This is a genomic window from Pacificimonas sp. ICDLI1SI03, from assembly GCF_054740865.1.
In genome coordinates this window covers 2,100,289-2,120,033 of the sequence record NZ_JBSQAU010000001.1, presented here as the reverse complement: position 1 = coordinate 2,120,033, position 19,745 = coordinate 2,100,289, and the positions used below count along the sequence as shown (strand labels likewise).

Below are 19,745 nucleotides of genomic sequence, written 5' to 3'. Positions count from 1 at the left end.
GTTAAGGCTGAGTCTTTATTGCACCGCACAAGAAATGCTGCAATTGCGAAGAAAGCGATGGCGATTGCAATAATTGCAACGGCCATCGCTTCATTGCATTATTGACGAGCCAGCGCTGCCTGCGCTGCGGCCAGCCGGGCGATCGGCACCCGATAGGGGGAGCAGCTGACGTAAGCGAGGCCAGCTTTCTCGCAAAAATGCACACTGGCGGGATCGCCGCCATGTTCGCCGCAAATGCCCAGCTTTATGTCGGGACGGGTTGCGCGCCCGCGCTCTACTGCCATCTCGACGAGTTCGCCGACCCCGGTTTCATCCAGCGATACGAACGGATCCTTTGGCAATAGTCCCTTGTCGACATATTCGCCCAGGAAACGGGCGGCGTCGTCGCGGCTGATACCAAGCGTGGTTTGCGTCAAATCGTTCGTGCCGAAAGAGAAAAAGTCGGCATGTTCGGCGATGTCGCCTGCACGCAGGGCGGCACGCGGCAATTCGATCATCGTGCCGACCAGATAGGCGATTTTCTCGCCACGCTCTGTAAATACCTGCTCCGCGACCCGGTCGATCAGCGTACGAATCTGCAGCAGCTCCGGCGCGCCCATTACCAGCGGCACCATGATCTCTGGCAGCGGTGCCTCGCTTTCGGCCTGCACGTCCAGCGCCGCCTCGAAAATGGCGCGCGCCTGCATTTCGTAGATTTCCGGATAGGTGACACCCAGGCGCACACCGCGATGCCCCAGCATCGGGTTGAATTCGTGCAGCTCCGCCGCGCGGCGCTTCAGCCTGTCGACCGAGGTGCCGGATGCCCGCGCGACATCGTCATAGTCCGATTCCCGCTGCGGCATGAATTCGTGCAGCGGCGGATCGAGCAATCGTATCGTTACCGGCAGACCCGCCATGATGCGGAATATCTCGGCAAAATCGGACCGCTGCTCTGGCAGCAGCTTGGCCAGCGCCTCGCGCCGACCGCCCTCGTCGTCGGACAGGATCATCTGACGAACGGACGTAATCCGGTCCGCATCGAAGAACATGTGCTCCGTCCGGCAAAGGCCGATGCCTTCGGCGCCGAACTCCCGCGCTGCGCGGCAATCCGCTGGTGTTTCCGCGTTGGTGCGTACGGCCATGCGGCGCACCTTGTCCGCCCACTCCATCAAAGCTGCGAAATCGCCGGACAGTTCCGGCTGCACGGTCGCGACCTCACCCGCCATCACTTCGCCCGTACCGCCGTCGATGGTCAGGCGATCGCCTTCCTTGAAGCTGCGCCCGGCGACGGTCAGGGTCTGGCTGTCGCGGTCGATGGAAAGCGCGCCAGCGCCCGATACGCAGGGGCGGCCCATACCGCGCGCCACGACGGCCGCATGGCTGGTCATGCCACCGCGTGCAGTCAGGATGCCGCGCGCCGCATGCATGCCGTGAATGTCCTCCGGGCTGGTTTCGACACGCACCAGCAGCACGTCGTCGCCCAGCTGCGCCCGGCGTTCCGCTTCGTCAGCGGTAAAGGCAATGACGCCTGAGGCCGCGCCGGGCGATGCGGGCAAACCAACCGTCAGCACATCGCGCTTCGCGTCCGGATCAAGCGTTGGGTGCAATAGCTGGTCGAGTGCCTGCGGCTCGACGCGGCGCACTGCCTCTTCTTCGGAAATCAGACCGTCGGCGACCATGTCGACGGCAATTTTCAGCGCCGCCTTTGCCGTGCGCTTGCCATTGCGGGTCTGTAGCAGCCACAATTTGCCCTGCTCGACGGTAAACTCGATGTCCTGCATGTCGGCATAATGCGCCTCCAGCTTCTGGAACGTCGCGGCCAACTCGGCATAGACCTCCGGCATCGCCTCTTCCATCGAGGGTTTGGAGGCTTTCACAGCCTCGCGCGCCTCGCGGGTCAGATATTGCGGCGTGCGGATGCCGGCGACAACGTCCTCGCCCTGCGCATTGATCAGGAATTCGCCATAATAGGCATTATTGCCGGTGGACGGATCGCGGGTGAACGCGACACCGGTCGCGGACGTATCGCCCATATTGCCGAACACCATCGCCTGAACGTTGACGGCCGTACCCCAACTGGCCGGGATGTCGTTCAGGCGGCGATAGACCTTGGCGCGCTCGGTTTGCCAGCTGGCGAACACGGCACGGATGCCGCCCCATAATTGATCCTGCGGATCCTGCGGGAAGGGCCGGCCCAGTTCCTCCTCGACCTTGGCCTTGAAAATCGCGACCAGCGCCCGCCAGTCGTCCGCGGTCATTTCGGTATCGAGCGCGACGCCCTTGTCTTCCTTGGCGATTTCCAGCGCATCCTCGAAAACATAATGGTCGAGGCCCAGGACGACGTCGGAATACATCTGGATGAAGCGGCGATAGGAATCCCAGGCAAAACGTTCATCGCCCGATTCCCGCGCCAGCGCCTCGACCGTGTCGTCGTTCAGGCCCAGGTTCAGGACCGTGTCCATCATACCGGGCATGGACGCGCGCGCGCCGGAACGAACGGAAACGAGCAAAGGCTGCTGCGATGCGCCAAAGGTCTTGCCGGTAATCTTCTCGATATGGCCAAGGCCGGACTGCACTTCGGACGTCAGCTCCTCGGGAAACTGCTCGCCATTATCGTAAAAGGCAGTGCACATTTCGGTGGTGATGGTGAATCCCGGCGGCACCGGCAGGCCGATGGAGGCCATTTCAGCCAGATTCGCCCCCTTGCCACCCAGCAGGTTCTTGTCGCCCTTGCCGCCGTCGGAAACACCGCCGCCGAATCTGTACACCCATTTCGTCATCGTCATTCCTCTTTCCGCGCCCGGTGCCCCGGGCAGGGTCATCAACCTTCGATCTGTGAAAAATCTGCTACCCTGTGCACCGCATCCCGTACACGCGCCAGCAGGGCGAGGCGGGCATCCCGCTTCTGTGCATCCTCGTCGTTTACCGTCACTTGATCGAAAAACGCGTCGATCGGTACCCGCAATGCCGCAAGCGCCGCCATCGCATCCTCGAACCGTTCCTCGTCCACTGCCTTCCGCGCGGACGGCTCGGCCTTGTCGAGCGCCGCGATCAAATCGGCCTCCGCAGGTTCGGCATCATAGCCCAGATGATGGTGCGCACGTTCCTCCACCATGGCGGCGACGACATCCTTCATGGCAGGGTCGTCGACCAGCACCAGCGGATCTTCCTCGCCCGTTTCCGGAATGTCGGTCCGTTCGCGCGCGGTCCATTTTTCCTTCTTCAGGATATTCGCCGCGCGCTTGTACCCGGCCAGCAGCGCTGGCCCCTCCGGCGTGTCCATGAACGCCTGCAGCGCTTTTACGCGCGCCAGCAGACGAACAATGTCATCCTCTCCGCCCAGCGCGAATACCGCATCGATCAGGTCGTGGCGAACGCCAGCCTCGCGCTGCTGAACCTTCAGCCGGTCGGCGAAGAAGTCGAGAAGAGCCCGAATTCGCACATCTATGCTGCCAAACGTCGGGTCATCGATAAGCGCTCGACCAAAAGCGCTGCTTCCCACTCGGTTCTTCTCCGACGAGGCCCGCAACTCGGAAGTAGCAAGCCTAGCGAAGCCCACCAGCGGCAGACGAAGACGAGCGGTAAGCACAAGTCGCACCACCGCCAGTGCTGCCCGTCTCAAGGCAAAAGGGTCCTTCGACCCAGTCGGTCCCATATCATTGTATAGGAACGAATGCAGGGTATCGAACTTATCCGCCAGCGAAACCGCCACCGTTACCGGCGCCGTCGGCACGTCATCGCTCTGCCCGACCGGCTTGTAATGGTCCCTTACGGCGTCTGCGACGGCATCATCCTCGCCCTGCGCGCGGGCATAATAGCCGCCCATGATCCCCTGCAATTCGGGGAACTCGTACACCATGCCGGCGACCAGGTCGGCCTTGGCCAGGCGCGCGGCGCGCTCGGCCTGATCGGCCAGACGGGCAACGGCGTCCTCGCCGGTAGGGGCGATAACGCCTTCCTCAACCAGCCAGCGCGCGAGCCGGGCGACACGCTCGACCTTGTCCGCCACCGTCCCTAGCTTTTCGTGAAAGACGATGTCCTTCAGCCTTTCGGCATGCTGCTCCAGCCGCGTCTTGCGATCCTGGTCCCAGAAGAACCGCGCATCCGACAGGCGCGCCGCCAGGACCTTCTCATTTCCCGCGACGATCCTGCGGCCATTATCGGCAGCCTCGATATTGGCGGTGCAGACAAAGGCATTGGTCAGCGTTCCGTCCGCGTCGGCGACGGCGAAATATTTCTGGTGCGTCTTCATCGCCAGCTGGATCACCTCTGGCGGCAGCTGCAGAAATTCCTCGTCGAACCGGCCAAGCAGCGGCACCGGCCATTCGGTCAGCCCGGCATTTTCGGCCAGCAGTTCCGCGTCCTCGATCAGTTTGAGGCCCGCTTCTTCGGCGGCTTCGGTGGCGCCGGCAAAAATGGCATCCTGCCGCTCGTCGGCTGACAGGATCACATGGGCGGCGGCCAGGCGGTTTGCATAATCGTCCGCATCCGCAATTTCGAAGTCGCCGGATGACATGAACCTATGACCGCGCGTTGTGCGACCGCTGGCGATTCCCGCAATTTCGAATGGCACTACCTTGCCGTCCAGCAACGCAATGATGCCCTGCAATGGACGCACCCAGCGCACGGGTTCCGCCTCTGCACTGGCCGCGCCCCAGCGCATGGACTTCGGCCAGGGAAAATTGCGGACGATGTCCGGCACTGCCTGCGCCAGGATCGTCGCCATGTCGCGTCCCGGCGTTTCGATCCTTGCGTACCAGAAGCTGCCCTTCTTCTCCTCGCGCGCTTCGAGGTCATCGCGCGTCAGGCCGGTCGAACGCAGGAAACCCTCCAGCGCCTTGTCCGGTGCGTCGGTGCGCGGACCGCGCCGCTCCTCCGATACTGCTGCCGTTTCGGCGGGCAGGCCGCGGGCGATCAGCGCAAGGCGGCGCGGCGTGGCGTGGGTCGTCAGACTCGCTGCCTCGACACCGGCATCGGCCAGCGCGGCTGCGAACAGGCGCTCCAGGTCGGCGCAGGCCTTTTGCTGCATCCGGGCGGGGATTTCCTCGCTGCGCAGTTCAAGCAGGAAATCGGCCATTATGCGCGTGACTCCGCGTCTGCAGCGGACAGCCAGCCATTGACCTGCATCCAGCTGGTGCAGGCACCCTTGGCCAGATCGCGAATGCGGCCGATATAGGCCTGCCGCTCCGCCACGGAGATCACCCCGCGCGCATCCAGCAGATTGAACAGATGGCTGGCGGCGATCGTCTGGTCATAGGCGGGCAGCGGCAAGTTCGCGTCGATCAGCTTGGCGCTTTCTTCCTGCGCGTTGGTGAACTCCCTGAACAGCTTTTCGACCGTCGCATGTTCGAAATTATAGGCGGACTGCTGCTGCTCGTTCGCCATGAATACGTCGCGATAGGTGACGCCCGCTCCGTTGAAGTCCAGATCGTAGACGCTGTCCTTGCCCTGAATATAGGTCGCCAGCCGCTCCAGACCGTAGGTCAATTCGCCCGCCACCGGCTTGCAATCATAGCCGCCGACCTGCTGGAAATAGGTGAACTGCGTCACCTCCATGCCATCGCACCAGACTTCCCAGCCTAAGCCCCAGGCGCCCAGCGTCGGCGATTCCCAATCATCTTCAACGAAACGAATGTCGTGCGCATTCAGATCGATGCCGATGGCCTGCAGGCTGCCCAGATACAGGTCCTGCAGATCGGCGGGACTGGGCTTCAGGATGACCTGAAACTGGTAATAATGCTGCAGCCGGTTGGGGTTCTCGCCATAGCGGCCATCGGTCGGGCGGCGGCACGGCTGCACATAGGCGGCGTTCCACGTGTCCGGTCCCAGCGCGCGCAGCGTGGTTGCCGGGTGAAACGTCCCGGCACCCATTTCCTTGTCATAAGGCTGCAGGATCACGCATCCGCGATCCGCCCAATAGCGTTGCAGCGTCAGGATGATGTCCTGAAAGGACAGGGGGTTTTCTGGCGTTGGCATGACAGGGCTGCCTCTAGAGGCGGTAGCGGGCGCGTTCAACTGGACTCGGCAGGGACGGCGGACAATCCGTTTGTCCGAAATGCGGGAGGGCTGAAACAAAGTGGGGCGCCCCGCGATGCGGAGCGCCCCAAGAGCGGACATGTCCGGCTGTTAGCGGCGGCGGCGCAGCGCCCCGAGGCCGAGAATGCCGAGGCCGATCAGGCCCAGTGCACCCGGCGCGGGCACTGGCGTGGGATCGGGATCGGGAACGATATCCTCCGTAATGCCGGCATAGCGGACGCTGCTTTGGCTGTAATTGTAGAAGCCAAAGGAGCCGTCACCGAAGGAACCGAGTCCGGCCTGCGCGGCCGTCAGGCTGAGCTCCAGGCCGCCATCTACGAAGACCCGGATCAGAGAGGAGGTGAACTCCAGATCGAAGGTGTATGTGGTGTTGTCGAGCCAGCCGGTACTGCCGAGCGTGGAACCACGCTGAAGCTCCTGAACGACACCGGAATGGTCCCAATAATCGTCTTCGGGGGTTGCCCCCGCGTCTCCTGTCACTCGTGAAATTGCGAGACCGTCCACAGCGGGCGACTGGTCGTTCTGCTTCCAGTCGATCAGAAGAAAGTCGGCGGAAGCGCTGTTCAGTTCGCCGGGCTGATAGCCCAGAACAAAGCCTATGAAGTCGTCGTCGCCCGACGTCTCGACGGTAATCTGACCGCTCAGGGATGTGCCTTGATCGTTCGCGCCCGCTTCGAAAAAGACAGTTGGGTTGCCGTTAACTGACTGGAACACGGTGTCGTTTCCGACGCCCTGAACAGTCCAGTTCGAACCGCTATTGTTGAGTGTTTCATCCGTCCAAGTGGACAAGTCGACAGGCGCGGCAAGCGCCGGAGTAGCCAGAAGAGCAGCTGTCGCCGTCATCATTGCGATTTTCATATTTGGTTCCTTTTTGAGCAGGGAGCCCGGAACGCAACAGGGGCAGTAGGTGGTTACGCACCTCGCAGGGATGAAGAAGCAAACGCCATGCCAACTCTGTCAAAGCATTATGTGGTATTACTTATTTAACCTTAATGGGTCGGCCCGGATTCTAATGTGTAAAAAAATCCGACAGTCGCGGGCTTCTATGGCGTGAGCGCCCGGCTTGCAGAATCGTGTCTCCGCCGCTACGGGACCGACAACCCTGCGACGCCGCCACCCTGGAGGGCTGCGTTAGAGCGGGGCTTTTGTGTTTGGAGAAATGACATGAGCGAAGCGATGACCATCGCGGCGCAGGTGCGCGAAAAGGCGGGCAAGGGAGCCTCCCGCGCGATCCGGCGTGAGGGGCGTGTCCCCGCAGTAATTTATGGCGACAAGAAGGAAGCTCTCAGCGTCCATGTGGAGGAGAAGCTCCTCCGCAAGCTGCTGAATACGGGCCATATGATGTCGAGCGTTGTTCAGGTCGAGGTCGAAGGCGGCGACAGCCATCGCACCCTGCCGAAGGACGTGCAGTTCCATCCCGTCAGCGGCCGTCCCATCCATGTCGATTTCCTGCGCCTGGCAAAGGGCCAGAAGATCGACGTCGAAGTGCCCATGCACTTCACGGACGAAGAAGCGAGCCCGGGCCTGAAGCGCGGCGGCGTTCTGAACATCGTCCGGCACGAGATCGAGGTCTCCTGCCGTCCGTCGCTTATCCCGTCGGAACTGGTTGCTTCGCTTGCCGGACTTGAGGTCGGTGATTCGATCCACATCAGCCAGGTTGCTCTGCCGGAAGGCGTCGAGGTCGATTATGGCGACCACGACTTCACCGTCGCCACCATCGTGGCGCCGTCCGCGCTTCGTTCGCAGGACGATGAGGCCGAGGAGGACGAGGCTCCCGCAGCGGACGCTGTACCGAGCACCGAGCAGACCGAGGAAGAGGGCGAATAGTCCTGTTTCAGGGCATCCCCACGGCGGGGATGCCCTGAAATCTTCGCTGCCATCCGGCAGTTGGCGCCTGGATTTTTCAGTAGCGCTGCGGGATTGTCTGCCTGACCCATGCCTGGACCGGATTGCCGGTCCTTGCCGTGGCTGCCTAATGTCGGATCGCGAAGCTATCGACTGGCGAAACGCCGAGGGGATTATCGATGCAAATCTTCGCGGGTTTGGGAAATCCCGGCGCAAAATATGCGCTTCATCGCCATAATATCGGTTTCATGGCCGTTGATGCGATTCATGATCGTCATGGCTTTGGTCCCTGGGTCAACAGTTTTGGCGGGCTGGTGTCGGCCGGTCGCATGGGCGCGGAAAAGCTGCTGCTGCTGAAACCGCAGACTTTCATGAACGAAAGCGGCCGCTCCATCGGTGAGGCAATGCGCTTTTACAAATCGGCGCCAGAGGATGTGACCGTCCTTTACGACGAACTCGATCTTGCCCCCTTCAAGGTGAAGGTAAAGCGCGGCGGCGGAGCGGCCGGGCATAATGGCATCCGCTCCACCATTCAGCATATCGGGCCTGAATTCAGGCGGGTCCGTCTGGGCATCGGTCATCCGGGGCACAAGGATCGCGTAACCGGCCATGTACTGGGCAATTTCGCGAAGGCGGAGACCGACGACCTCGTGGAACTGCTTAACGCCGTCTCCATAGAGGCCGAACGCCTTGTCGGCGGGGACGATGCGCGTTTCATGTCCGATGTCGCGCTGCGCCAGCAGAGATAGCGCGTAGGGGAAACGCCCTAGACATCCGCGTCCGACGGCTTAACCCCGACCCGGACGAATTTGTGCAAAATGGGGGACATGCGCGTCATGAGTCTGATCGAACGCGTCACCAATATCAGTGACTTCATCTGGGTCGGCACCTGGAACGGCAATGAAGTCCTGCCCATGCCTCCCATGGTTATCATCCTTCTGGGCATCGGCCTCTACATCATGGTGGGTCTGCGCTTCTATCCGATCCTGAAGCTCGGCAGCGCGATCAAGGGCCTGTTTGCCAGCCGCAAGGGGCAGGGGGCGGGCGAGATTTCTCCGTTCGCGGCCCTGTCGACGGCGCTGTCCGGGCAGGTCGGTACCGGCAATCTTGCGGGTGTTGCCACTGCGCTGACGCTCGGCGGTCCCGGCGCCATCTTCTGGATGTGGATCACCGCGCTGTTCGGCATGGCACTTGCCTTTGCGGAAGGCTCCCTTGCCATTCGGTTTCGCGAGCAGGCGGCGGATGGCACCTTTCGCGGTGGTCCCATGACCTACATCATGATGGGGCTTGGCAAGAAATGGACCTGGCTGGCCGTCCTGTTCTGCATCGGCACGCTGTTTTCCGCGCTGGTCACCGGCAATTCCATTCAGTCGAACGCAGTCGCGGATTCGATGACGGAGCTGTTCGGGCTGGAGGAATGGATTGGCGGGCTGATCGTCGCGATCCTGGTGTTCATCGTCATCATTGGCGGCATCAAATCAATCGGCGCGGTAGCGGAGAAGGTCGTCCCCTTCATGGCCGCGGCGTACCTCGTTATGGCGCTGATCGCGATCCTGCTGGATATTCAGGATATTCCAGAGACGTTCGGTCGCATTTTCTCCGGCGCCTTCAACGTACAGTCCGCGTCGGGCGGATTTCTGGGCGCCGCCGTCATCATCGCCATACGCGCCGGGGTGGCGCGCGGTCTGTTCTCCAACGAGAGCGGGCAGGGCTCGACGCCGATCGCCCATGCCGTGGCGCAAACCGACGACCCGGCGCAGCAGGGCCGCATGGCGATGCTCGGCACCTTCATCGACACCATCGTCATCTGCACGATGACCGCGCTCGTCATCCTGACGGTGGAGGGCGATTTCATAGGCAATGGTCAGGCCGTCGCCCATGCCTGGCAGTCGGACCTGAACGGTTTTGCCATGACGTCCGGCGCGTTCGGCGCGGCTTTCCCATTTCAGTTTGCAGGGATCCCAATCGGCACGATGATCGCCAGCATCGCGCTTATCCTGTTCGTGTTTACGACGCTTCTGACCTGGAGCTATTATGGAGAGCGGGCGATCACCTTTCTCTATGACCGTACCCCCGGTGCCACTGCGCGTGGCGAGCGGGTGCTTCACATATTGTGGCGTGTCCTCTGGTGCGTCGCCATCTTCATTGGCGCGTCGGCCGATCTGGAACTGGTATGGAGGTTGGGCGATATTTCGAATGCGGCCATGGCGCTGCCGAACCTGATCGCGCTCGCTGCCCTCTCCAGCGTGGTCTTCGCCCTCGCTCGCGGCGATCGCCGCGCAGGGAAGACTCACGAACTGGAAAAGAGGACCTAGTGGCAGGTCGCGTCGATTATTCGACCTTTTCGACTTCCACGGTTTGCGCCTCCAGCGTCGCGGCGCCGTAGATGGTCATAAAGCTGATGTCCGCCGCATCGCGGCCGACGCCGATCCGGGCGATGCCGTCGACAGGCGCCATGCCGGTGGGGTCGACCAAGTGCCATTCGCCATCCAAAAAGACTTCGGCGACGGCATGGAAATCCTGCGGCTCGACCCCGACGGCATAGACACTCGCGGCGCGCGCCGGGATGCCGCTGGCGCGGGCCAGCGTGACCAGGACATGGGCATAGTCGCGGCAAATCCCCTGCCGCTTCACAAATGTGTCGAGCGCAGTGGTGTCAGCGTTGCTTGATCCCGGAGTGTAGGCGAATTTTCGTTCGATCCAGTCGCGCAGGGCCATGATTCGCGCGCCACCGGACAGTTTGCCAAATTCGGTTTCGACAAAGCTCTGAAACTGATTGGCCGGGCAATAGCGCGATCCCATCAGATATTTGATGACGTCGCCGGGCAGCAGGTGGACCGGAACCTGGGCCAGCCGGGAACAGTCGCCGACCGGTCGGTCGATGGAAACAGTCGCGCTGTAATCGGCCGTGAACCGCTCGTCGCGGCGGATCCATATCCGTTCGCCGATATATTCCTCGCCCGGCACGCGTGCGAAATGCCCCTCGCCTGGTACGAAGATATGCGCCGCCTCGACCTTTTGGTCCGGCATCGCCGCGGCCTCGATCTGCAGCAAAATGTCGGACGGACCCGCCAGCGAATAGTCCAAGTGAACATTAATGTTTATTTTCATAATAGAGAAAGTTCTCACTAGGGGTTGTCGTTCCCCAAATTGGTTAGTGTTGCGGTAAAAACACAGTCAGTGCACGATAATCACGCTTTCGCTTACCAATACTTTACAGCCTTAGAAACCCGCCCCTAAAAACTAAGTCATGCCCAAAAGGGCTCGGGCTGCAGCACTAAGAACCTGTTCACGGCAAATCTTGATCTAGATTTACTTGATTGCGGAATCGAAACGGCTGTCGACCTTCAAGAAATTCATGGTCCAACAAAGGGAACAGGACATGACCAAATCAATTTTTCGTACAGCGCTGTTCAGCAGCTCGGCACTCGTAGCCGCCGTTGCTTTCGCCGCTCCTGCAATGGCGCAGGGCCAACCCACGGCCTGCGAACCAGGCAATCCTAATAACGATCCAAACTGCGTCGAGCCAGGCGGCATGGACGAGCAGGTAACGCCAGAGACGATCGTCGTCACCGGCTCGCGTATCGCTTCGCCCACAGTCGAGTCTGCTGCGCCCCTGCAGATCCTGAACGATCAGGCGATTCAGGATGCGGGTGTCACGAACGTGCAGGACATTCTGCTTGAAAATCCGGTATTCGGTACACCGGCGCTCAGCCGCACGAACTCTGCGTTTCTTACCTCGGGTACGGGTGTTGCCTCGGTCGACCTTCGCGACCTGGGATCGGATCGTACGCTGGTTCTGATCAATGGCCGCCGTGTTGTCGCCGGTCTTCCCGGTTCTTCGACCGTCGACTTGAACGTGATTCCGACGCAGTTCCTTGAGCGCGTGGACATTCTGACCGGTGGTGCATCGTCCCTCTATGGTTCGGACGCTGTCGCTGGTGTCGTTAACTTCATCTACAAGCAGGATTTCGAAGGCCTCGACGCCAACATCCAGTATGGCATCACCGAGCGTGGCGATGATCAGCGCTACCAGGCGAATCTGACCACCGGCGCGAATTTCTCCGATGGCCGCGGCAATATCATGGCGCACGTTGGCTATTCCAACGAAACGGGCCTGCTGTCGCGCGAGCGTTCGAATACGGCGCTCGATGATTCTGACAATTCCGTACTGACAGGCGATTTGGCCGATTACGGCACTATTACTGAGCCGTTCTTTTCCAGCTTCCCTCCGCAGGGGCGTTTTATTGTTGGTGACGTGCGGAATACTTTCCGGCGAAATACGGCTGGCCAGTTCATTGATGCAGATGACATGGTGCTTGATGTCCAAGATCCGACCGCTCCCGGTTTTGCTGGGATAGCGGTGAATGAATCTCGGCAATTCACCTATGACGCTTCTGGTGCTCTTCGTCCGTGCTCTGCGACGAATGGCGGAACGGGGCCCGCAAATGGACCATTTGACAGCCAAATTGGAAACCGCGGTTGCGAGGAATTCGCCGGTCAGGCAATCGGTCCAGACGGCTTTAACAGGCAGGCGTTCCGTACCTTGGCCACCCCGGTCAAGCGGTTTCTCTTCGCAACCCGTGGTAGCTACGAAATCAGCGACAGCATCAACTCGTTCTTCGAAGGTACGTTTAGCCGGACATCTGCATCGCGCATAATTGAACCATTCGCACTTGAGTCGGGTGGTACGACCGGCATCTATCCGACTGCTGGCGTAGCGCCGATTGAGAACTTTGTTCAAAGTGACCAAAATGGCGATGGAGTGGTTTCGCCAGGCGAAGGTTCAGTCGTCATAAATCCGCTTATCCCGGACCGTATCGTGGCTGCTGCAACGGACCAGAATGGAGATGGATTGCGTGATTATGGTTTCGCACGACGCCTAACTGAGTTTGGCCCACGCAGCGGCACCACCGAGCGTGACTTCTACCGTTTTGTGGTGGGTCTGGATGGGCAACTGTTCGAAGACCGCTTCATGTGGGATCTTAGCTATAACTTTGGTCAAACCCTCGAGAACCAAGTTTCTCAGGGACAGGTCAACGTCGTTAATTTCCGTAACGCGCTTGAGGCCCGCCAGGATTTCGACGACGAAAACGGCAATGGCAGCACCGACGACGTTATCTGTATAGATGCTGAGGCCCGCGCTAATGGTTGTGTACCAATCAATCTCTTTGGTGCCGGTGCTATCAGCCCTGAAGCGGTCGCATATATTGACGCGCAGGGTACGTATCAGACCAAGATTACGCAGCAGGTCGTCCAGGGCAATCTGTCCGGTTCGTTGTATGATCTCCCTGCCGGGCCGCTTGGCGTTGCCGTGGGCTTTGAGTACCGTAAAGAATCCAGTTCCGAGGATAATGATTCCCTCACCAATCAAGGTCTGAATGCGGGTAATGCATTGCCGGATACATCGGGTTCATTTGACGTGATCGAAGGCTTTGCTGAGGTTCGCGTGCCGATCCTTGCCGATACGCCTTTCTTCGAACTGCTAGAGGTGGGCGGCGCCGTTCGCGTCGCTGACTATTCGACGATCGGAACGATCTACAGCTATAGCGGAACAGCGACTTGGCAGCCGATCGATGAGGTTCGCCTGCGCGGTACCTATGCCCGTGCGGTGCGCGCTCCAAACATCGGTGAATTGTTCTCTGGGCTGTCGCAGACCTTTCCATCGGGCCTTTCCGACCCCTGTGAGGGTGTCGGCGCTTCGGGCGGCGGCACTCTAGGCGATGTTTGCCGTTCGTTCCCCGGCGTTAGCGCAAATATCGCTGCCAATGGCGGTGCCTTCGCGTTGAACCAGTCGGACTTGCAGGGCATCAGCGGCTTCAATGGCGGCAATCCCGACCTTCAGGAGGAAACGGCCGATTCTTATACGATCGGCGCAGTCATCGCGCCGCGTTCGATCTATGCTTTGCGAAATCTGACGTTCACGGCGGACTATTACAACATTCAGATTGATGATGTGATTTCCGGTCCGCCGCGGGCGTTCACGCTCGACAAGTGCTTCAACGACGGCAACCAAGCCTTCTGCGATCTCGTTACGCGGCGTCCGACAGACACTGCGGTAAACAGCGCAGGCTCTATCGAGTTTATCAATGCACTACAGATCAATGCCGCGCGTCTGGAAACCGAAGGGCTCGATCTGACGGCGAATATGTTCTTCAACTTCGATGGGCTGCGTGAAGGCGGTCGTATCTATGCTCGGGGCGCTTACACGCACCTGTTCAAGTACGATTATTTCCCCGCAGATGGCGAACCGGCCGACGCCCAGGACGGCGAGATCGGCACGGCCGACAATCGCTTCACCGCGTCCGTCGGGTTCGACAGTGACCTGTTCCGTCTTGGCTTTACGGGCACCTATATCGACAGCTCGAATGAAGACGATCAATTCTGTGCCGCCTTTGGTGCAGAGCCGGGCTGTGTGTCCGTTCCCGCTGAGTTCTATCTCGACATGCAGGCTTCGCTTGCACCGGCCGAGCAACTGGAACTTTACTTCGGCGTAGACAATTTGCTCGATAATGACGCGCCTGGTATTTACACGAATACCACGTTCAACGTTACCGGGTCCGACACGGCAGCGGATGTCTATGACATCTTCGGTCGCCGTTACTATGTCGGTGCTCGCTTCCGCTTCTAAAGCGGCGAGCTTCCGCAATAAAATGGGGGTGGGATCTTTGATCCCGCCCCCATTTTTTGATTTCAAATTATTGGCATAGATCAAGCGCGCGGTACGTCCGGCTATTTCACCCTCACCACGGCGACGAAGCCGTTTCTGCCCTCAACACGCAGGCGATATCCGCCGATGCCGCCCTTGCTGATCTCTACCAGCTGACCGTCTTTTATAGAGCCGCGAAGCTGGCTGCGGGTCTCCCGCCAGATCTGGCCATTGTCGAAGATAAATACGCGTTTGCCCGCGCGGTCGGTCAGCGTTTCCAGCACCGTCAGGTTCAGGACGCCACTCTCAATCAGGTCGCTCCTCTGCTCCTCTGAGAGATCGGGCACATCGGCGACTTCTTCGATTTGGTTTTCTCGCAACCCAAACGCCTCGGTCGCCCGCACCTTGCTCTGTTCCGCCGCCTCCTCCTTACGCGTTGACAGGCCTGCCAACGCGGTATCGAAACAGGCAAGACGCTCGCCATCGGCAGCGATCTCCCCGCAGGCTTCGAAATCGCTCGTCACCTGCGAGAATGATGGCGCAGACATCGTTGTTGCCGCCGCCGTCAGCATGAGGACATATCTAGGGGTCATCGCCGCCTCCGTTAATTTGGTTCGTCGACGATACCGTGTCTGCCGACCGAAGGAAATGCAGCTGTCGCTTTATGGCGTTCGCATCTTGCGTTCGGTATTGGCCGGTCGGGCGCTGCGGGCCACTTGCGCCTCGCGCCAGGCCAGGTAGACCGCGCTCGCCAGGATAACGCCTCCGCCGATCAGGACAGCGGGGTTCAGCGCCTCGTCGAATACGACCAACCCGATGATGACGATGAAGCCGAACCTCACGAAATCATAGGGCATGATGGCGCTGGCCTCCGCCATGCTGAAGGCGCGGACCATCGCGCTTTGTCCGGCGACCGTAAAAATGCCCAGGCCCAGCAGATACGCCCATGTCCAGCCCTGCGGCCACGACCAGACGAAACTGGCGACGATCAGGCTGGGCGGGATCGGCAGAATGAAGCTCCAGGAAACGACGGTCATCGGGCGGTCGAAACCGACCAGCTTCTTTATGGCGATGGTGGTGAAGGCCATGGCGAAGGCAGAGACGATGGCGACGCCGACGCCCATGGTCACCGGCTGCGACCAGGGGTGGAGGACGAATATCACCCCGCCAAATCCCACCGCGAGGGCGATGATGCGCCGCAAATGGATCTTTTCACCCAGAAACAGGACAGCGCCTACCGTCGCAATGACCGGCGCGGAAAACGTGATGGCCTGCACCGTCGCAATCGGCGCGTTGGCCAGCGCGTAGAAGGTGCAGAACATGGCGATGATGCCCGATGTGGCGCGCATGGCGTGACCGCTCATCCGGTTCAGTGGCATCTTGACCCGTCCCGATGCGATGAAGGGCGCCAACAGCAGCGTGCCGACCAGACAGCGCCAGAAAACCACCGTGAACGGGTGAATCGTCTCGCCCGCCAGCTTCACGAACATCCAGGCCACGGCGAACAGCAGCGAGGAGCAGATGATCCAGAAGGGGCCAGCCAGCGCGGCGGACAATTTGGGCAATTGGCGGGGCATCTTCCGGTACCCCTAGGCGTGAGGCCGCCCGCCGTCAGCCATTAGCTCGCATCGCCGCTAAATTAGACGGCGTCGTGGTGGCGGCAAGTGATGTTCCCGCCCTGCCGCCGCCTATTTGTAAAGCGCGTCCAGCCGCGCGCCATAGACGCCACGAATGACGTGGCGGCGGATTTTCATTGAGGGGGTCATCTGTTCGTTCTCGACGGTGAACTGCGTCTCCGCCAAGATGATCCGGCGGACCCGTTCGACGACGTTCAGTCCCTTATTCACCCGGTCGACCGCGGCCATGATCGCGCGCTGGAATTCTGGCAGGGGCAGCAGTCGCGACAAGTCCGCGGGGTGGCCGTGCTCGTTTGCCCAATCCATGGCCCATTCCGGGTCCGGCACCACCAGGCCGACCAGATAGGGCCGCTTGTCACCCGCGACCATTGCCTGGAGAATTTCCGGCTGCAGGGTTAGCATGCCCTCGATCCGCTGCGGCGCGACATTGTCGCCCTTGTCGTTGACGATCAGGTCCTTTTTCCGGTCCGTGATGACGATATGACCATCCTCGTCGATATGGCCGATGTCACCGGTATGCAGCCATCCCCCTTTTAGAACGCGGGCGGTTTCGGCCGGGTTGTTCCAATAGCCGTGCATGACCAGCTCACCCTTTACCAGGATTTCGCCATCGCCGGCGATGCGGACCTCCACCCCTTTCAGGGGCGGGCCGACCGTGTCCATCTTGATGGTGCGGGAGGGTCGATTGCAGCTGATGATGGGTGCGGCCTCTGTCTGGCCGTAGCCCTGCAGCAGGGGAATGCCGAGCGCGTGGAAGAACATGCCAACCTCAGGGTTCAGCGGAGCGCCGCCTGAAACCATTGCCTTCAGGCGGCCGCCAAAGCGCTGCCTGACCTTCTTGCGGATCGTCCTTTCCAGTACTGCGTCCAGCGGCCGGTCGACCAGCGGGGTTTTTCCGGCCTGATAGCGTCGGCGTCCCATGTTCAGCGCGCGCGCCAGCATCCAATTGGCGGCGCCGCCCTGTTTCTCGATCGCCTTGGAGATGCGCGATCGCAGCACCTCGAACAGGCGCGGCACGACGACCATTACGGTCGGCCGCGTCTCCTCGATATTCGCGGCCAGCTTGTCCAGGCCCTGGGAATAATAGATTTGCGCGCCGGTCATGATGGGCAAGAACTGGCCTGCCGAATGTTCATAGGCATGGCTCAGCGGCAGGAAGGACAGGAATGCCTCATCCTCGGTCAGCACGAAATCGTTGGACAGGATGTCATAGGCCCCAGCCACCGAGCAGAGAATGGCGCCATGGTGCTGCTGTACCCCGCGCGGCGCGCCGCCTGTCCCGCTGGTATAGATGATACAGGCAAGCTCCTCGCGCCCGACCGGCGCCATGCGGTCCCGCAACGCGTCGACATCCCCCGGCATGCCTGCGAACATCTCCTGCCATTCGCGGACGGTTGCGCCCGATGACTGGCCAATCCTCAGATGCTCCATGCCGATGACCAGGTCGCAGGCGTCCGCCTGATAGGCGGCCGGCAGCACGATTTTTGCCAGTTTCTGGTTCGAGACTATGGCCGCAACGGCGCGGGAGTCCTCGAATATGTGCAGATGATCGCGCTCGGTGTTCGTCGTATAGGTCGGCACCGTCACCGCCCCTGCCGCCATGATGCCCAGATCGGCGATGCACCATTCAGGACGGTTTTCGCTGACCAGAACCACGCGGTCGCCGGGTTTCACGCCGGCATCCCGCAGCCCTTCGGCCACCTGTGCGACCTGCCGGGCCGCCTCTCGCCAGCTTATGGATGTCCAGGCAGTATCGGCCTTCGCCCACAGGAACGGGCGATCCCCCTTCTGCGCCGCCTGATCCAGGATCATGGTGACCAGGTTGGGCCAGCGTTCCACATCCATCATTGGTGACATCCCCTCGGACCAACGCGCAAAATCATCTGATACCGGCGACAGCGCCTTCGCTGCGGGGGTCGGCACCGCCGATCCAGCCGCGGCCGGCGCGTTGCAGGCCGTTTGCCTTCAGCGGCAGGCTGCTGACCGTGGCTTCATGGCCCATGCCACTGAGGGCGTCCTGAAAGCCGGCTGCGGCCGTGCCCTCCTCCAGAACGGTTGGCCCCAGGGCGGCGTAGATCTGCGGCAGGGCGATCGCCTCTTCGATGGACAGGCCCCAGTCGATGACGCCGATGATCGCCTTTGCGGTTTGCGCGATGATGGTGGGTCCGCCCGCAGCGCCAATGGCAAAGGCCACCTCGCCAGAGGGCGCATAGACGATGGTCGGCGACATGGAGCTGCGCGGGCGTTTGCCCGGCGCGACGGCATTGGCGGCGGCGGCGCCCTCAAAAGTAGGCTCGAAGCTGAAGTCGGTCAGTTCGTTGTTCAGGAAATAGCCGTTCGCGGTCAGGCCCGAACCGAAGACGCTTTCGATGGTGGAGGTCAGGGATACGACGTCACCCGATCTGTCGGCGGTGACGAAGTGCGATGTGCCGCCATCGTCCGGGCTCCTGACCACGGGGCGGTCCGGCGCGCCGGGCGGCGTTCCGGCAGCAACGCTCTCCGCTGCTTTTGTCGGCGAGATCAGCAGGCTGCGCTCCCCCGTATAGGTGGGCGACACAAGTCCCTCTGCCGGCACGGTGACGAAGTCCGGGTCGCCGAGATATTTTTCCCGGTCCGCAAAGGCCAGGCGCATGGACTCAGCGATCAAATGATAGGCCTCCGGGCTGTCGGCGCCCATGGAGGCCAGATCGAACCGCTCCAACTGTTTCAGGAGAGCGATGACCGTGGTCCCGCCGGAGGAGGGGGGTGGCATGCCACACACCTTGTAGCCGCGATATTCGCCGCACAGCGGGTCCCGCCAGCGGGCCGCGTAATTTGAAAGATCCGCAGTCGTCATTGTCTGCGGATTCTGCGGTGCGTTCGTGACGGCGTCGACGATGCGGCGGGCGGAGCGGCCGGTGTAAAATTCGTTCGGTCCGTTCACGGCCATACGCTCAAGAAAGCTCGCCAGCGCCGGGTTGGTCACTGTCGTACCAACACGTTTCGGCGTGTCGTCAGCGTTGAAATATGTTGCCCGCGCCCATTGTGTCAGGCGGGCCCGGTCGCCGGATCGTTCCAACATGCCATAGAGGCGGGGGGTAACCTCCCACCCCTCCCTCGCCAGGCGGATGGCAGGCTCGAACAGGCGGCTCCACGGCAGCCGGCCAAAGCGCTTATGCGCCTCTTCAACCAGCCGGATATTGCCCGGAACGCCGACCGACTTGCCGCCCACCTGACTTGCCCGATAAGGCTTCGGCTTGCCTTCGGCGTCCAGAAACATGTCGGGCGTTGCGGCGCGCGGGGCCGTTTCGCGGCCGTCGAGCGCAAAGGTGCGGCCGCTCGCGGCATCGTGATACATCATGAAACCGCCGCCGCCGATGCCGGAGGATTGCGGTTCCACTACGGTCAGAGCCAGCAACGTCGCCATGGCGGCGTCCGCCGCACTGCCGCCCGCGCGCAGCATTTCCGCGCCTGCCTCGGCCGCAGCAGGATGCGCCGCGCTGACCAGGGCTTCATAACTGTCCTCCGCGATGGGCGCGGGAGGAGCGAGCGGCTGTGGCGCGGCGCAGGACGTCAGGGTCAGGAGGGCGACGGAAAGAATATACTTCATGACAGGCGTT

The 19,745-nt window shown here is 61.3% G+C and carries 13 protein-coding genes; 4 read left to right on the top strand and 9 right to left on the bottom strand.

Annotation, left to right across the window (positions count from 1 at the left end):
* Positions 1–98 precede the first annotated feature (98 nt).
* From ppdK to ACSMXM_RS10255, 4 genes are all read right to left on the bottom strand, one after another.
* Entirely contained in the window at positions 99–2,759 is a 2,661-nt protein-coding gene (gene ppdK / locus ACSMXM_RS10270; protein WP_460316409.1) for a pyruvate, phosphate dikinase, read from the bottom strand.
* 41 nt (positions 2,760–2,800) lie between these two features.
* Complete coding sequence (gene glyS / locus ACSMXM_RS10265) at positions 2,801–5,056, bottom strand: glycine--tRNA ligase subunit beta (RefSeq protein WP_460315885.1); 2,256 nt, start codon at positions 5,054–5,056, stop codon at positions 2,801–2,803.
* Positions 5,056–5,955 (bottom strand): glycine--tRNA ligase subunit alpha, encoded by a 900-nt coding sequence (locus ACSMXM_RS10260; protein ID WP_460315883.1) that lies wholly within the window; start codon positions 5,953–5,955, stop codon positions 5,056–5,058. Before ACSMXM_RS10260 ends, glyS begins: the two co-directional genes overlap by 1 nt.
* 150 nt (positions 5,956–6,105) lie before the next feature.
* A complete protein-coding gene (locus ACSMXM_RS10255; protein WP_460315881.1) occupies positions 6,106–6,873 on the bottom strand; it encodes a PEP-CTERM sorting domain-containing protein in 768 nt (255 codons plus the stop codon).
* A gap of 306 nt (positions 6,874–7,179) precedes the next feature.
* On the opposite strand from ACSMXM_RS10255, the gene ACSMXM_RS10250 reads away from it, so the two are divergent.
* From ACSMXM_RS10250 to ACSMXM_RS10240, 3 genes are all read left to right on the top strand, one after another.
* The gene (locus ACSMXM_RS10250) at positions 7,180–7,842 is read left to right on the top strand and encodes a 50S ribosomal protein L25/general stress protein Ctc (RefSeq protein WP_460315879.1); all 663 of its coding nucleotides are present in this window, start codon (positions 7,180–7,182) and stop codon (positions 7,840–7,842) included.
* Positions 7,843–8,039: 197 nt separating this feature from the next.
* A complete protein-coding gene (gene pth, locus ACSMXM_RS10245) occupies positions 8,040–8,609 on the top strand; it encodes an aminoacyl-tRNA hydrolase (RefSeq protein ID WP_460315878.1) in 570 nt (189 codons plus the stop codon).
* A 78-nt stretch (positions 8,610–8,687) separates the two neighbouring features.
* Complete coding sequence (locus ACSMXM_RS10240; protein WP_460315876.1) at positions 8,688–10,175, top strand: alanine/glycine:cation symporter family protein; 1,488 nt, start codon at positions 8,688–8,690, stop codon at positions 10,173–10,175.
* Positions 10,176–10,191: 16 nt separating this feature from the next.
* On the opposite strand, the gene ACSMXM_RS10235 is transcribed toward ACSMXM_RS10240, so the two are convergent.
* Complete coding sequence (locus tag ACSMXM_RS10235) at positions 10,192–10,971, bottom strand: transglutaminase-like domain-containing protein (RefSeq protein WP_460315875.1); 780 nt, start codon at positions 10,969–10,971, stop codon at positions 10,192–10,194.
* A gap of 271 nt (positions 10,972–11,242) precedes the next feature.
* On the opposite strand from ACSMXM_RS10235, the gene ACSMXM_RS10230 reads away from it, so the two are divergent.
* The gene (locus ACSMXM_RS10230; RefSeq protein WP_460315873.1) at positions 11,243–14,491 is read left to right on the top strand and encodes a TonB-dependent receptor domain-containing protein; all 3,249 of its coding nucleotides are present in this window, start codon (positions 11,243–11,245) and stop codon (positions 14,489–14,491) included.
* Between the two features lie 101 nt (positions 14,492–14,592).
* On the opposite strand, the gene ACSMXM_RS10225 is transcribed toward ACSMXM_RS10230, so the two are convergent.
* The 4 genes from ACSMXM_RS10225 to ggt all read right to left on the bottom strand — a co-directional run bounded on the left by ACSMXM_RS10225 (position 14,593) and on the right by ggt (position 19,735).
* Complete coding sequence (locus tag ACSMXM_RS10225; protein WP_460315871.1) at positions 14,593–15,102, bottom strand: hypothetical protein; 510 nt, start codon at positions 15,100–15,102, stop codon at positions 14,593–14,595.
* A gap of 69 nt (positions 15,103–15,171) precedes the next feature.
* Positions 15,172–16,086, bottom strand: coding sequence for a DMT family transporter (locus ACSMXM_RS10220; RefSeq protein ID WP_460315870.1), 915 nt, complete (start codon positions 16,084–16,086; stop codon positions 15,172–15,174).
* Positions 16,087–16,197: 111 nt separating this feature from the next.
* Positions 16,198–18,003: an AMP-dependent synthetase/ligase gene (locus ACSMXM_RS10215; RefSeq protein ID WP_460316407.1), complete on the bottom strand. Its 1,806-nt coding sequence runs from the start codon at positions 18,001–18,003 to the stop codon at positions 16,198–16,200.
* Positions 18,004–18,025: 22 nt separating this feature from the next.
* The gene (ggt, locus tag ACSMXM_RS10210) at positions 18,026–19,735 is read right to left on the bottom strand and encodes a gamma-glutamyltransferase (protein ID WP_460315869.1); all 1,710 of its coding nucleotides are present in this window, start codon (positions 19,733–19,735) and stop codon (positions 18,026–18,028) included.
* Positions 19,736–19,745: the final 10 nt, after the last annotated feature.

Bases quoted from the DNA above. Each gene is read 5' to 3' on its own strand.
- ppdK (WP_460316409.1), bottom strand. From the start codon at position 2,759: ATGACGAAATGGGTGTACAGATTCGGCGGCGGTGTTTCCGACGGCGGC.
- glyS (WP_460315885.1), bottom strand. From the start codon at position 5,056: ATGGCCGATTTCCTGCTTGAACTGCGCAGCGAGGAAATCCCCGCCCGG.
- ACSMXM_RS10260 (WP_460315883.1), bottom strand. From the start codon at position 5,955: ATGCCAACGCCAGAAAACCCCCTGTCCTTTCAGGACATCATCCTGACG.
- ACSMXM_RS10255 (WP_460315881.1), bottom strand. From the start codon at position 6,873: ATGAAAATCGCAATGATGACGGCGACAGCTGCTCTTCTGGCTACTCCG.
- ACSMXM_RS10250 (WP_460315879.1), top strand. From the start codon at position 7,180: ATGAGCGAAGCGATGACCATCGCGGCGCAGGTGCGCGAAAAGGCGGGC.
- pth (WP_460315878.1), top strand. From the start codon at position 8,040: ATGCAAATCTTCGCGGGTTTGGGAAATCCCGGCGCAAAATATGCGCTT.
- ACSMXM_RS10240 (WP_460315876.1), top strand. From the start codon at position 8,688: ATGCGCGTCATGAGTCTGATCGAACGCGTCACCAATATCAGTGACTTC.
- ACSMXM_RS10235 (WP_460315875.1), bottom strand. From the start codon at position 10,971: ATGAAAATAAACATTAATGTTCACTTGGACTATTCGCTGGCGGGTCCG.
- ACSMXM_RS10230 (WP_460315873.1), top strand. From the start codon at position 11,243: ATGACCAAATCAATTTTTCGTACAGCGCTGTTCAGCAGCTCGGCACTC.
- ACSMXM_RS10225 (WP_460315871.1), bottom strand. From the start codon at position 15,102: ATGACCCCTAGATATGTCCTCATGCTGACGGCGGCGGCAACAACGATG.
- ACSMXM_RS10220 (WP_460315870.1), bottom strand. From the start codon at position 16,086: ATGCCCCGCCAATTGCCCAAATTGTCCGCCGCGCTGGCTGGCCCCTTC.
- ACSMXM_RS10215 (WP_460316407.1), bottom strand. From the start codon at position 18,003: ATGTCACCAATGATGGATGTGGAACGCTGGCCCAACCTGGTCACCATG.
- ggt (WP_460315869.1), bottom strand. From the start codon at position 19,735: ATGAAGTATATTCTTTCCGTCGCCCTCCTGACCCTGACGTCCTGCGCC.